The following is an 11,774-nucleotide window of genomic DNA, read 5'->3' as shown; positions in this document are numbered from 1 at the left end:
CCAACAGGCGTACGGAGAAGGAGGGTCACGAAGGAGTGATCGTGAAGTGCGTGAAGGTTGCCGCGCCGGCGTGTCCCTGACCGGTGGGCGCGAGGGCGAACAGACCGAGCAGGGCGCCGACCCAGCGCCAGGGGGTGGCGGCGAAGACAGGACCGGACGACGTCCAGCCGTCTCCGACGTCGTAGAGGAAGCGGCAGCGGGCGCCGGAGCCGATCTCTATGCGCAGCCGGACGCGGCCCTCGGGGGCCGGCCGGGGGTGGCCGGCGTCGCGTTCCCGTTCGGCGACGGCCTCGGCGAAGCGGTGGACGAGGTGGACGGTGCCGTCGGTGCCGCGCTGGAGCCCGATCCAGCTGAAGGCGTCCCCGAGCACCGCGAGTCCGGCCCGCGCTCCCGGCTCCGCGCTGTCCAGGCGGAGTTCGACCTCGACGGCGGCCGGTGTTCCGGGCAGCCGCTGGGTGAGGACGTTCGGCAGTCTGCGCAGGTCGTGCGTGTCGGCCGAGCGGACGCAGGTGAGCCGGAGCCCGTCGGCGGAGTGCTGGGTGGACCAGCCCTCGCGCGGATTGGCCGTCCACTGCCACTGCCGGCCGTGCCGTCCGCCGGGGAAGTCGTCGTCGGTGGCGGGCGCGGCGGGCGGCTGCGGCGGCAGGGCGGGCTTGCGGTGTACGGCGACAGGGGCGCCGTCGGCCCCGAGCACCGGCCAGCCGTCGGCGCCCCAGCGCATCGGCTGGAGGTGCACGACCCGGCCGTAGGCGCCGCGCCGCTGGAAGTGGACGAACCAGTCCTCGCCGGAGCGGGTGCGCACCCAGCCGCCCTGGTGGGGGCCGTTGACGTCGGTGTCCTTCTGCTCCAGGACGGCCTTCTCCTCGTACGGGCCGAAGAACCCGCGCGAGCGGAAGGCGCCCTGCCAGCCGGTCTCCACTCCCCCGGCGGGGGCGAAGATCCAGAACCAGCCGTCGTGCCGGTAGAGCTTGGGGCCCTCCAGGGTGAACCAGCCGGGGATGCGGTCGCCGTCGACGATCACCTTGCCCTCGTCGAGGAGTTCGGTGCCGTCGGGATGCATCCGGTGGCCGGTGAGGCGGTTCTTGATGCCGGAGCGGGACTTGGCCCAGGCGTGCACCAGATAGGCCTCGCCGGTCTCCTCGTCCCACAGCGGGCAGGGGTCGATCAGGCCCTTGCCGGCCTTGAGGAGGTGTGGGCGGGTCCAAGGGCCGCGGATCTCGGGGGCGTTGATCTGGTAGACGCCCTGGTCGGGGTCGCCCCAGAAGATCCAGAAGCGGTCGTTGTGGTGGCGCAGGGACGGGGCCCAGACACCGCAGTCGTGCCGTGGGGTTCTGAACTCGGCCGCCGGTTCCAGGCGTTCGAGGGCGTGGCCGACGAGGGTCCAGTTGACGAGGTCGCGGGAGTGCAGCAGCGGCAGCCCGGGGGCGCGGCCGAAGCTGGAGGCGGTCAGATAGAAGTCGTCGCCGACGCGCAGGATGTCGGGGTCGGACCAGTCCGCGTTGAGGATGGGGTTGGTGTAGGTGGTCACGGGCTCACCGCCTTGCGGACGAGGGAGGCGGCCGTGTCCCCGTCGAGGCGGCCGTCGGCGACGACGGTGACGATCCGCCGTACGACCGTGTCGCCGGGCGCGATCGGCAGTCGCTCGGCGTGGGCCAACGACGAGCCCACACCCGGGTATTCGCCGGTCCGCACGAACCACGGGTCCCGCCGCGTCCGGTCGGTGGCACCGGCGAAGACCAGCGTCCACGCGGAGCCGACCAGGGCGAGCCAGTCGGCGGTACGGCCATGGACGTCGGCCTCGCCCTCGGCGTCCGCGGTGAGGACGTCCGGGGGTGACGCCTCCTTGCGGGCCCGCCAGAAGAAGCCGCCGTAGGCCGCGCCGGGGCGCCCGTTGGTGGCCGGGCTGCCGATGGACAGCGCGCCCGCGGTCACATTGGTGAGCGAGAAGGTGAAGTCCAACGCCCAGGCGAGGTCGGTGAGTTCGGTGACGGCGACGGTACGGCGCTCGCGCAGCAGCTCGGCTCCGGCCGCCATCCAGCGCAGCTCCTCGACAAAGCCGTCGGGGTCGCGCAGCTGAAAGCCCGCATGGCGCTGGGCACCGTGGTTGTCCAGCTCGGTCGGGCCCCGGTCACGGACGAAGGTGCGTCCGCCCCAGAAGTTGTGCCCCTCGACGTCGGGAACCGCGACACCGACGCCGAGGTGGTGCGTGTGGTCGGCGGGACTCAGCTCGGTGACCGCCGTACCGGACAGGGTGGTGACGGGGTGCAGATACGGGCGGGGGGAGAGCCGCTCCGGCAGCTCGGGCCGGGTGACGTACCGGCCGACCGGGCGGCCCGCGACCCGCAGGACCGCGGTGTCGTTGGTCGTCATCATGTGCTCACCTCTTTGCGGAGACCGTGGGGAAGCGCCCAGGGGGCGCCCAGCTCGGAGTAGAGGGCGAGGGTGTCGGCGGCGGCCGCGACCAGTCCGTCGACGCCGGGCACGACCCGGCGCTGCTCGTCGGCGAGCAGATGCCAGGCCCCGGCGGGCAGCGGAGCGGGGTCGGGGGCCAGCCGGATCGCCTCCACGACCTTCATGAAGGCGCCGGTCTCCTCGGGGGTGACCAGCAGGTCGTCGCCGTCGGTGAGATGCAGGACGAGGTTCTCCAGCAGGTCGGTGCGGCCGTACTCGGACTCCTCGGGACCGTGGCCCGCGCGCTGGAGCAGCACCCGGTCCTGCTTGTACCAGAAGGTGATCCGGCCGCTGCTGCCGTGCACCACGACATAGGGCTCGTCGGGGTGCTCGGCGCACAGGGTGGCGGCGACGGTGACGCGGTGGCCCTGGCCGGTGGTGACGCGGACGCAGGAGGTGTCGTCGGACTCGATGTCGTTGGCGCGCAGCAGTTCGGTCTCGACCTCGGTGACGTCCTCCGCGCGCGTCGAGCCGCCGAGCGCGAGGGCGGTGGCGACGGCGTGCGCGAGCGGGTTGGTCAGCGCCCCGTCGATCACGTCGACGCCGTGCAGGCGCCGCCTGCCCGCCCAGGGCGCGCGCCGGTAGTAGGACTCGGGGCGGGCCCAGGCGCCGGCCCCGCCGATGCCGACGAGTTCGCCGATGGTGCCCTCGGCGAGCATGCGCCGGATCGCGGCCACCGCGTGCGAGCCCAGGGACTGGAAGCCGATCTGGCAGGCGATCCCGGCCTCGGCGACCCCGTCCGCCATACGCCGGAACTCGGCGTACGAGGGGGCGGGCGGCTTCTCCAGCAGCAGGTGGACGCCCTTTTGAGCCGCTGTCAGCGCCAGGTCCGTGTGGGTCGGGATCGGGGTGCAGATCACCGCGATCCGGGCGCCGGTGGAGTCCAGGAGCGCGCCGAAGTCGGGGGACTGCTCGGGCGTGCCGAGGCCCTCGGGGAGCTCGTGCGCGGTCAGCGGGGTCAGCTCGCAGATGCCTGCCAGCCGTACGATCCCCTTGTCCTGGAGCCGGCGGATGTTCTCCAGGTGCCAGCGGCCGTGGCCGCGCGCGCCCGCCAGGACGAGGTCTACGCTCATGGGATCCTCCCTGCGCCCGCGCCACGTGCCACCGCTCGGTCGGCGACTTCAGCGCTGTCGATCTTTGTGTGCAGGGTAGGTGTCCAGCCGACGTCGGCCGTGAGGTCGCGCTCGCTGCCGGAGTTGTAGGCGTTGTGGATGGGCAGCAGGTCGACCGGGAAGCCGTTGAAGAGGGTGCCCTCGTCGTGCAGGGCGCTGCCGTTCCAGCTCTTGACCAGGTCGGCGACCTCGATATGGCCCGGGGTGGTGAAGGCGTTGTTCTGGAGGTACAGCGCGGACTCGGTCGACACGCCGATCGAGTACCGGTGGCCGTCCTTCACCAGGTACCGGTTGTTGTAGACGTGCACCTGCCCGAAGCGCACCCTCGGCGCCCGCTGGACGACGGACGCGAACTCGTTGTGGTGCAGGGTGACCCGGAGCTTGCCGCGGTCCCCGGTAGCGGTGTCGCCGTTGCCGATGAGCATCGCCTTGTCGTGGCCGGCGAACCGGCTCCAGGAGACGGTGACCAGGTCGGAGCCGTTGGTGATGTCGAGCAGACCGTCGTGGCGCAGGTAGTTGCGGCCGAAGTAGGTGGGTTCGCCGGAGTCCGGGTGACCCTTGTCGCTCAATGTGACGTGATCGACCCACACATGCGTGGCGCCGCGCAGCCAGATGTTGTCGTAGGCCGTCTTCCAGTCGCCGAGGCCGCCGGAGTTGGGCTGCCAGACGGGGAAGCAGTCGTAGGCGTCGCGGAGTTCGAGGTTGCGGACGATGACGTTGGTGGCGTCCTTGACCTGGAGGCTCGCGCCCTTGAGGACGGCTCCTTCGAGTCCCACGATCGTGGTGTTGGAGCCGACGGTCAGCTCGACCCGCTCGGCCTGCCGGGCGGCGGATGCCTGGCGGGCCTGCTCCTGGGGGCCGCTGGGTTTGGCGGCGCCCCAGGTGCGGGGGTCGTAGGCGGCGAGGTACTTCTTCAGGTCGTAGCCGTCGGTGGCGTAGTCGGCGCAGTCCAGGCGGTCGCCGCGGTCGTCGGTGTTGGCGTCGATCGTCCCGGCGATCCTGATGATCTTCGGGGTGTCGCTGCCGCCGTCGAGGGCACGGACGAGTCCTGCGCGGTCCGTCACCGTGAAGACATGGGCGTCGTCGGCCGCCGCGCCTCCGGTGGTTCCGGAGCCGTAGGACGCCCAGCCGTCGTTCGCGGGCAGGGTGTCGCGGCTGATGTCGCGGCCCTCGGCGCGCGCGGGGAAGCTCAGCACCCCCAACAGGGCCAGCGGCACGATGAACTGATGCCTTCTCACCCCTTCACCGCCCCCGCGCTGAAGCCGGTGATCAGCCACTTCTGGATGAAGGCGAACACGAGCACCACGGGGACGGCCGCGATGATGCCGCCCGCCGCGAGCGCGCCGAGGTCGACGCTGTCCGCGCTCATCAGGGTGTTGAGACCGACGGGGATGGTCTGCTTGTCCTGGTTGTTGAGGAACATCAGGGCGAACAGGAAGTGGTTCCAGGAGTGCACGAAGGCGAAGGATCCGACCGCGATCAGCCCGGGCCGCAGCAGTGGCAGTACGACGACCCGGAAGGCCCGCATCCGCCCGCAGCCGTCCACCCAGGCGGCCTCCTCCAGGGAGTAGGGCACGTTCTTGATGAAGTTGCTGATGAGGATCATCGACAGCGGGAGCTGGAAGACGGTCTCCGCGATGATGACGCTGCCCAGCGAGTTGATCATCTGGAGTTCGGCGAAGATCTCGAACAGCGGCACCAGCAGCAGCGCGCCCGGCACGAACTGCGAGCACAGCAGGGCGAGCATGAAGGCCCGCTTGATCTTGAAGTCGAACCGGGCGAGGGCGTAGCCACCGGCCAGGGCGACGGTCGTCGTCATGACGAGGGTGGCGACGCCGACCAGGACACTGTTCTGGAAGTAGGTGCCGAAGCTCCGGTCGTTCCAGACCTTGTCGAAGTGCTCCAAGGTCATCGGCCAGGGCACGAGCGAGGTCGATCCCGCCGGGCGGAGCGCGAAGAGCAGGATCCAGTAGAAGGGGATCAGGGTGAAGAGCAGATAGATGCCGAGCGGGAGGTAGATGTGCCAGCGCGGGGGCTCGTCCCAGGGGCGGTGCTTGCCGGACGGGCGGGGTGGCGGTGGGTTCCTCCGGGCGGCGGGCACGGCCGGGGTGGCTTCCTTGATGCTCACTTGCTCTCGCCTCCGAACTTGCTCAGCCGCAGATAGACCACCGAGCAGAAGAGCAGGATCACGAACGCGACCGTGGTCAGGGCCGACGCGTAGCCGAAGTTGTGGGCGTCGACGCTGGTGTTGGCGATGTACAGCGGGAGTGTCGTCGTCTCGCCGGCCGGTCCGCCGCCGGTGAGGGTGTAGAGCAGGTCGACGTTGTTGAACTCCCACACGGCGCGCAGCAGCGTGGACAGGATGATGGCGTCCTTCAGATGGGGCAGCGTGATGTGCCAGAACTGCTTGAACCGGCTCGCCCCGTCGACCTCGGCGGCCTCGTACAGGTCCTTGGAGACGGACTGCAGGTCGGCGAGGATGAGGATCGCGAAGAAGGGGACACCGCGCCACAGGTCGGCGACGATCGCCGCCGGGAAGACGGTGGAGGTGTCCGACAGCCAGCTGGTGCCGTAGGAGCCGATGCCCAGGTCCGCGAGGTAACGGGTGATGCCCGTCTGGGAGTTGTAGAGCAGCACCCAGATCGCGGAGGTCAGCACACCGGAGACGGCCCAGGGGGAGAAGACCATCGCGCGGCCCAGACCCCGGCCCACGAAGGTCTGGTTGACGATGAGGGCCAGCGCGAGTCCGAACAGCAGCTGGAGTCCGACCTCGACGAAGACCCACTTGGCGCTGAAGACCAGCGTGTCCCAGAACAGCGGGTCGTCGGTGAAGATGCGGACGAAGTTGTCGAAGCCCGCGTAGCCGTTGCGCCATGGCTTGGTGGGGTTGTAGTTCTGCAGGCTGTAGTAGAAGACGCTGATCACCGGGTAGGCGATGAAGCCCAGCATGAGCAGGGCGGCGGGGGCGATCAGCAGGTAGGGGAGCCTGCGCGGGGTGGCGGAGGCACGGCGCCGCCTCGGTGGCGCGGGCGGTTTCGCCACGGCTGCGGCTTGGGCCATGACTGTTCTCCGTTCTCGGTGAAGCTGCTTTCGGTGAAGCGCGTCAAGCGGTGAAGCGCTTTCTCCCAGTGCGCGGTGTGTTCTTGGCCTTGCTGGGCGGTACGGCGGTTCAGCTCGCGTACGGGTCCGGCACATGGCCCGGACGGGCCAGGAACTCGAAGTCGCAGCCGGTGTCTGCCTGGGTGATCTGTTCGTTGTAGAGCGCGCCGTAGCCGCGCTCGTAGCGCGCGGGCGGTGCTGTCCACCTCTCCCGGCGGCGCGTCAACTCTTCGTCCTCCACGTTGAGTTGGAGGATGCGCGCCTCGACGTCCAGGGTGATGGAGTCCCCGGTCCGCACCAGCGCGAGCGGCCCTCCGACGTACGACTCCGGCGCGATGTGCAGCACGCACGCGCCGTAACTGGTGCCGCTCATCCGGGCGTCGGAGATCCGCACCATGTCCCGCACCCCCTGCTTGAGCAGGTGGTCGGGGATGGGCAGCATCCCGTACTCGGGCATACCGGGGCCGCCCTTGGGCCCGGCGCCCCGCAGCACCAGCACGCTGTCGGCGGTGATGTTCAGCGACGGGTCGTTGATGGTGCGCTGCATGGTCTTGTAGTCGTCGAAGACGACCGCGGGACCGGTGTGCTTGAGCAGGTGCGGTTCGGCGGAGATGTGCTTGATGACGGCACCGTCCGGGCAGAGGTTGCCGCGCAGCACGGCGACCCCGCCCTCGCTCGCGACCGGGTTGTCGCGGGGCCGGATGACGTCGTCGTCGTGGACGACGGCGCCCTCGATCTGCTCGCCCAGGGTGCCGCCCACGGTCGGCCGGTCCAGGTGCAGCAGGTCGGTGATCCGCGAGAGGAAGGCGGGCAGGCCGCCGGCGAAGCAGAAGTCCTCCATGAGGTACGTCCGGCCGCCGGGGCGGACATTGGCGAGCACCGGGACGGTCCGCGCGATGCGGTCGAAGTCGTCGAGGTTCAGGGGAACTTGGCAGCGGCCCGCCATCGCGATCAGGTGGATGACGGCGTTGGTGGAGCCGCCGAGCCCGAGCACCGTGGTGACGGCGTCCTCGAAGGCCTCGCGGGTGAGGATCCCGGACGGCTTCAGCCCCGTCCAGGCGAGCCTCACGGCACGGCGCCCGGAGGCGGCGGCCATCCGCTCGTGCCCGGAGTCGACGGCGGGTATCGAGGAGGCGCCCGGCAGCGTCATACCGAGGACCTCCGCCGCCGCGGTCATCGTGGACGCGGTCCCCATGGTCATGCAGTGACCTGGTGAACGCGCCAGACCGCTCTGCAGCTCCCGCAGTTCACAGTCCGTCAGATTGCCCGCGCGGTGCTCGTCCCAGTACTTCCACATGTCGGTACCGGACCCGAGGGTCTCACCGCGCCAGTGCCCCGGAAGCATCGGCCCCGCCGGCACGAAGAGCGACGGAACATCGGCCGAGGCCGCGCCCATCAGCAGCGCGGGCGTCGACTTGTCGCAGCCGCCGAGCAGCACCGCCGCGTCGACCGGATACGACCGCAGCAGTTCCTCCGTCTCCATCGCGAGGAGGTTGCGGTAGAGCATCGGGGTGGGCTTCTGGTACGTCTCCGACAGTGTGGAGACCGGGAATTCGAGCGGGAAGCCCCCGGCCTGCCACACTCCGCGCTTCACGGCCTCGGCGCGCTCGCGCAGATGGACATGGCAGGGGTTGATGTCGGACCAGGTGTTGAGGACGGCGATCACCGGGCGGCCCCGGTACTCCTCCGCCTCGTAGCCGAGCTGGCGCATCCGGGCGTTGTGCGACCAGGTGCGCAGCTGGCCCTCGGTGCCGTACCACTGGTGGCTTCTGAGCTCTTCCGGTGTCTTCATATGGACCATCCGGCGGCGATGGCGGCGACCTCGGCGCGCTCGCTCTCGGGCAGCGGCTTGCTCGGCGGGCGGACGTCCCGGCGGCACAGTCCGAGGGAGGCGAGGGCCTCCTTCACCACGGTGACGTTGTTGGCGGAGCCGTTGGCGGCGCGCAGCTCCTCGAAGCGGCGGATCTGTTCCCAGACCTTCATGGCGGCCGGGTAGTCACCGGATCGAAGTGCTTCGATCATGTTCAGCGAAACGGCGGGGGCGACGTTCACGAGCCCCGAGGTGAAGCCGGTGGCGCCCGCGGAGAAGTAGGAGGGGGCGTACGGTTCGGCGAGCCCGGCGACCCACACGAAACGGTCGAGGCCCGCGTCGCGGGCGAAGGCGGCGAACTTGGCGGCGTCCGGGACGGCGTACTTGACTCCGATGACATTCGGGCACGCGTCGGCGAGCTCGGCCAGGCGGTCGCCGCTGAGCTGGGCGTTGCGGATGTACGGCACGACGCCGAGCTCGGGCACGGCTTCGGCGATGGCGCGGTGGTAGTCGACCCAGCCGCCCTGCGAGACGTACGGATGGACGGGCTGGTGGACCATGACCATCGCCGCGCCGAGCTCACGGGCGTGCCGGGCGGAGGCGACGGCGGTGGGGACGTCATGGCCGACGCCGACGAGGATCACGGCACGGTCGCCGGCCTCGTCGACGGTGATCTCGGTGACGAGCCGGCGTTCCTGCGGGGTGAGGGCGTAGAACTCGCCGGTGTTCCCGTTGGGGGTGAGGGTGCGGATCCCCCCGTCGAGCAGACGACGCAGCAGGGCCCGGTGGACGTCCTGGTCGACGCTGCCGTCCTCGGCGAAGGGGGTCACCGGGATCGACACCACGTCGGCCAGGGCCGCCCGCTGGGTCTCGAAGCTCTCGCTGCTCATTCCTGACCTTCCTGGTCCCCGGCGCCGGGGAACGCTCGCTCGACGAAGGAGGCGATATGGGCGTGCAGGGCGCGCGCCGCGCCGTCCGCGTCGCCGTCGAGGGCGAGCCGCAGGATCTCCTCGTGCTCGCCGGCCTCCCGCTCCCAGGAGGGCGAGGCGGCCCAGGCGACGGCGGAGACGAGGGCGGCCTGGTCACGGACCTCGTCGAGCATCCGGCCGAGCAGCGGGTTGCCGCAGGGCAGGTAGAGGGCGCGGTGGAACGCCCGGTTGGCGAGGGAGCGTTCAGCGGTGTCGGAGGCCTGGTCGGCCCGGGTCAGCGCGTCACGGGCGGCGTCCAGCGAGGCGCCCCGCCTGACGGCCCGCTTCAGCGCCTCCGGTTCGAGGAGCAGCCGCACGTCGTAGACCTCGCGCGCCATGTCCGCGTCCACCATGCGCACCGTGACGCCCTTGTACTGGCTCATCACGACGAGCCCGGTCCCGGCGAGCGTCTTGAGCGCCTCGCGCACCGGGGTCTTGGACACCCCGAACTGCGCGGCGAGCTCGGTCTCCACCAGGGCCTGTCCGGGCGTCAACTGCCCGGTGAGGATACGGCGTTTGATCTCCTGCAGCACGTACTGCGTGCGGGAGGGGATCGGCGTGGGCACAGAGGTCATGCGCGCCTCTCGGATCTCACATATCGCGTCTCATATATGACGTACGAAGTACGACGCGATGAAGGTAGGAGCGCCCCTGTGTTTCGTCAATGCTTCTGACAAAGGAAGTTGAGGTTGCCCGGTCAGAGGGTGTGGGTCTCCCCGGCGCGCGCGGTGGCGGTGGGCCCGCCGAAGGCCTTGGCGGCACGGGCGGTTGCCTCGTCCGGGGTGAGGGTGGGTCCGACGTGCGTGATGAGCAGCCGTCCGGCGCCCTGGGCGCAGGCTCCGGCGTCCTCCGGGGTGAGATGCACGCGCTGTTCGCCTTCGCGATGCGTGTCTATGTCGGCCTCGCTCAGGAACAGGTCGGCGCCGCGGGCGAGTTCGGTGAGCGCCTCGCACGGTCCGCTGCCTCCGGAGTAGGCGAGCACCCGCCCGGCGCACTCGGCGCGCAGCCCGTACGCCTCCACGTCGTGCACGACTTGACGGGCGGTGAGTGTCAGCTCGCCGTGCCGGCCGACATGCCCGTCGTACAGTGCCCGGAAGTCGAAGACACCGCTGAGGAACGCGCCATCCGGCCGCCCGAAGAACCCGGCGAGGCGCTGGGCGCAGTCGCGGGGGGGCGTACACGGGGATGGGCGCGGGCGGGGTGAGACCGCCGTACGCGAACCCGTAGCAGGCGGCGGTGAGATCGGCGAGGGGGGCACCGCCCGGTCGAGCGAAGCCGAGACTGGGGGAGGTCGGCATGCAGATGGGAGATCCAGATGGCGTCGAGGCGCGCCGGGTCGGTGTGCCGCTGCAACTCCGCGAAGGTCCCGGTACCGGCGTCCACCCACACCTCGGCGCCCCCGCCGCGCAGCAGATAGCCGGAGCAGGGGCGGTCGGGGGCGGGGTGGGGGGCGGTACCGAGGACGGTCAGCGTGATCGACATGCGGGGAGGCCAGTGCCGCGGCAGGCGACGTTTGCCCGTCAGGGAGCGGCGTCCGGTGCGTGCTCTCGGCGTGCCGGCCGGAAGCCCTCGTACTGGATGTACTTGGGCTTCGGCCGGTGCGGCGAGAGTGCGTGCCGGGCGTCGCGACGGGGCGAACGTTGCCTGCCGCGGCACTGGCTCTCACGCTCTTCTACGGCTTCCACTCCGGGTTCCGCCCGCTCAGCCCCACCGCACGGTCGAGCAAGGGCGCGTCCTGCGGTACCGGGACGATCGGACCGAAGATCTCGCCGCGGCTGGGGTCGTCCTTCGAGGCGAGGAGGAAGTCGTGGCAGGCCTGGAGCGCGGTCGGATCGGGGGTGTACGGCTGCCCCGTGGCCCGGGCCAGGTCCCAGCCGTGGATGACCAGTTCGTCGATGGCGACGGCACCGGCGACCGCGCCGGGGAGGTCGAAGCCGCCCGCCCGGGTCATCCCGGTCCAGGCGGCCGGGTCGCGCCAGGCCTCGGCGAGCTCGTCGAGGACCTTGGGGAACTCCTCACGCCAGCCGGGCCCGATATCGGGGACGGTGTCGGTGGGGGCGGTGTCGGTCGTAGCGCCCAGGTCCTTGCGGCCGGCGTCACGGAAGGCGATGGTCAGGCCCAGCAGGTGACCCAGCAGGTTGCGGACCCTCAGGTCCGGGCACGGAGTCGCGTCCGTCAGCTGCTCGTCGGTGACGGCCTCGGAGAGGCGGGCGAGGACTTGGGTCTGGGGTCCCAGGTCGATGATCGAGTCCGTCATGGGCTGCTCCTCAGTGTTCCGGCGGTGGTCTTGGAAGGTAGACCGGCCGCGCCTCGGAAACTCATCGCTCGCGCCCG

The 11,774-nt window shown here is 70.8% G+C and carries 10 protein-coding genes and 1 pseudogene; all 11 read right to left on the bottom strand.

Annotated features, from left to right (window positions below; all coding sequences use genetic code 11):
- Window positions 1-25: 25 nt before the first annotated feature.
- The 11 genes and pseudogenes from RMT89_RS08800 to RMT89_RS08750 all read right to left on the bottom strand — a co-directional run bounded on the left by RMT89_RS08800 (window position 26) and on the right by RMT89_RS08750 (window position 11,697).
- Window positions 26-1,528 (bottom strand): family 43 glycosylhydrolase, encoded by a 1,503-nt coding sequence (locus RMT89_RS08800; RefSeq protein ID WP_315883226.1) that lies wholly within the window; start codon window positions 1,526-1,528, stop codon window positions 26-28.
- Window positions 1,525-2,370 (bottom strand): PmoA family protein, encoded by an 846-nt coding sequence (locus RMT89_RS08795; RefSeq protein ID WP_315883316.1) that lies wholly within the window; start codon window positions 2,368-2,370, stop codon window positions 1,525-1,527. Before RMT89_RS08795 ends, RMT89_RS08800 begins: the two co-directional genes overlap by 4 nt.
- Complete coding sequence (locus tag RMT89_RS08790; RefSeq protein ID WP_315883225.1) at window positions 2,370-3,524, bottom strand: Gfo/Idh/MocA family oxidoreductase; 1,155 nt, start codon at window positions 3,522-3,524, stop codon at window positions 2,370-2,372. The genes RMT89_RS08795 and RMT89_RS08790 overlap by 1 nt, the downstream gene beginning before the upstream one ends.
- Window positions 3,521-4,801 (bottom strand): pectate lyase, encoded by a 1,281-nt coding sequence (locus RMT89_RS08785; protein WP_315883224.1) that lies wholly within the window; start codon window positions 4,799-4,801, stop codon window positions 3,521-3,523. The genes RMT89_RS08790 and RMT89_RS08785 overlap by 4 nt, the downstream gene beginning before the upstream one ends.
- A complete protein-coding gene (locus RMT89_RS08780) occupies window positions 4,798-5,691 on the bottom strand; it encodes a carbohydrate ABC transporter permease (RefSeq protein ID WP_399497796.1) in 894 nt (297 codons plus the stop codon). Before RMT89_RS08780 ends, RMT89_RS08785 begins: the two co-directional genes overlap by 4 nt.
- Window positions 5,688-6,623, bottom strand: a complete 936-nt coding sequence (locus tag RMT89_RS08775) for a sugar ABC transporter permease (protein ID WP_315883223.1) — start codon at window positions 6,621-6,623, stop codon at window positions 5,688-5,690. The genes RMT89_RS08780 and RMT89_RS08775 overlap by 4 nt, the downstream gene beginning before the upstream one ends.
- Window positions 6,624-6,732: 109 nt before the next feature.
- Window positions 6,733-8,454, bottom strand: a complete 1,722-nt coding sequence (gene araD, locus RMT89_RS08770) for an L-arabinonate dehydratase (protein ID WP_315883222.1) — start codon at window positions 8,452-8,454, stop codon at window positions 6,733-6,735.
- Window positions 8,451-9,362 (bottom strand): dihydrodipicolinate synthase family protein, encoded by a 912-nt coding sequence (locus RMT89_RS08765; protein WP_315883221.1) that lies wholly within the window; start codon window positions 9,360-9,362, stop codon window positions 8,451-8,453. The genes araD and RMT89_RS08765 overlap by 4 nt, the downstream gene beginning before the upstream one ends.
- The gene (locus RMT89_RS08760) at window positions 9,359-10,015 is read right to left on the bottom strand and encodes a GntR family transcriptional regulator (RefSeq protein WP_315883220.1); all 657 of its coding nucleotides are present in this window, start codon (window positions 10,013-10,015) and stop codon (window positions 9,359-9,361) included. The genes RMT89_RS08765 and RMT89_RS08760 overlap by 4 nt, the downstream gene beginning before the upstream one ends.
- Window positions 10,016-10,137: 122 nt before the next feature.
- A pseudogene (locus RMT89_RS08755) lies at window positions 10,138-10,922 on the bottom strand (MBL fold metallo-hydrolase).
- Between the two features lie 190 nt (window positions 10,923-11,112).
- Window positions 11,113-11,697: a TIGR03086 family metal-binding protein gene (locus RMT89_RS08750; protein ID WP_315883219.1), complete on the bottom strand. Its 585-nt coding sequence runs from the start codon at window positions 11,695-11,697 to the stop codon at window positions 11,113-11,115.
- Between the last annotated feature and the right edge of the window lie 77 nt (window positions 11,698-11,774).

Source organism: Streptomyces sp. P17 (assembly GCF_032436805.1).
Taxonomy (GTDB): domain Bacteria; phylum Actinomycetota; class Actinomycetes; order Streptomycetales; family Streptomycetaceae; genus Streptomyces.
Note: the sequence above shows the minus strand (reverse complement) of the source record. Positions and strands in the feature narration are given on the sequence as shown.

Excerpts from the sequence above, each read along its gene's own strand:
- RMT89_RS08765 (WP_315883221.1), bottom strand. The coding sequence starts at position 9,362 with ATGAGCAGCGAGAGCTTCGAGACCCAGCGGGCGGCCCTGGCCGACGTG.
- RMT89_RS08760 (WP_315883220.1), bottom strand. The coding sequence starts at position 10,015 with ATGACCTCTGTGCCCACGCCGATCCCCTCCCGCACGCAGTACGTGCTG.
- RMT89_RS08795 (WP_315883316.1), bottom strand. The coding sequence starts at position 2,370 with ATGACGACCAACGACACCGCGGTCCTGCGGGTCGCGGGCCGCCCGGTC.
- araD (WP_315883222.1), bottom strand. The coding sequence starts at position 8,454 with ATGAAGACACCGGAAGAGCTCAGAAGCCACCAGTGGTACGGCACCGAG.
- RMT89_RS08775 (WP_315883223.1), bottom strand. The coding sequence starts at position 6,623 with ATGGCCCAAGCCGCAGCCGTGGCGAAACCGCCCGCGCCACCGAGGCGG.
- RMT89_RS08790 (WP_315883225.1), bottom strand. The coding sequence starts at position 3,524 with ATGAGCGTAGACCTCGTCCTGGCGGGCGCGCGCGGCCACGGCCGCTGG.
- RMT89_RS08750 (WP_315883219.1), bottom strand. The coding sequence starts at position 11,697 with ATGACGGACTCGATCATCGACCTGGGACCCCAGACCCAAGTCCTCGCC.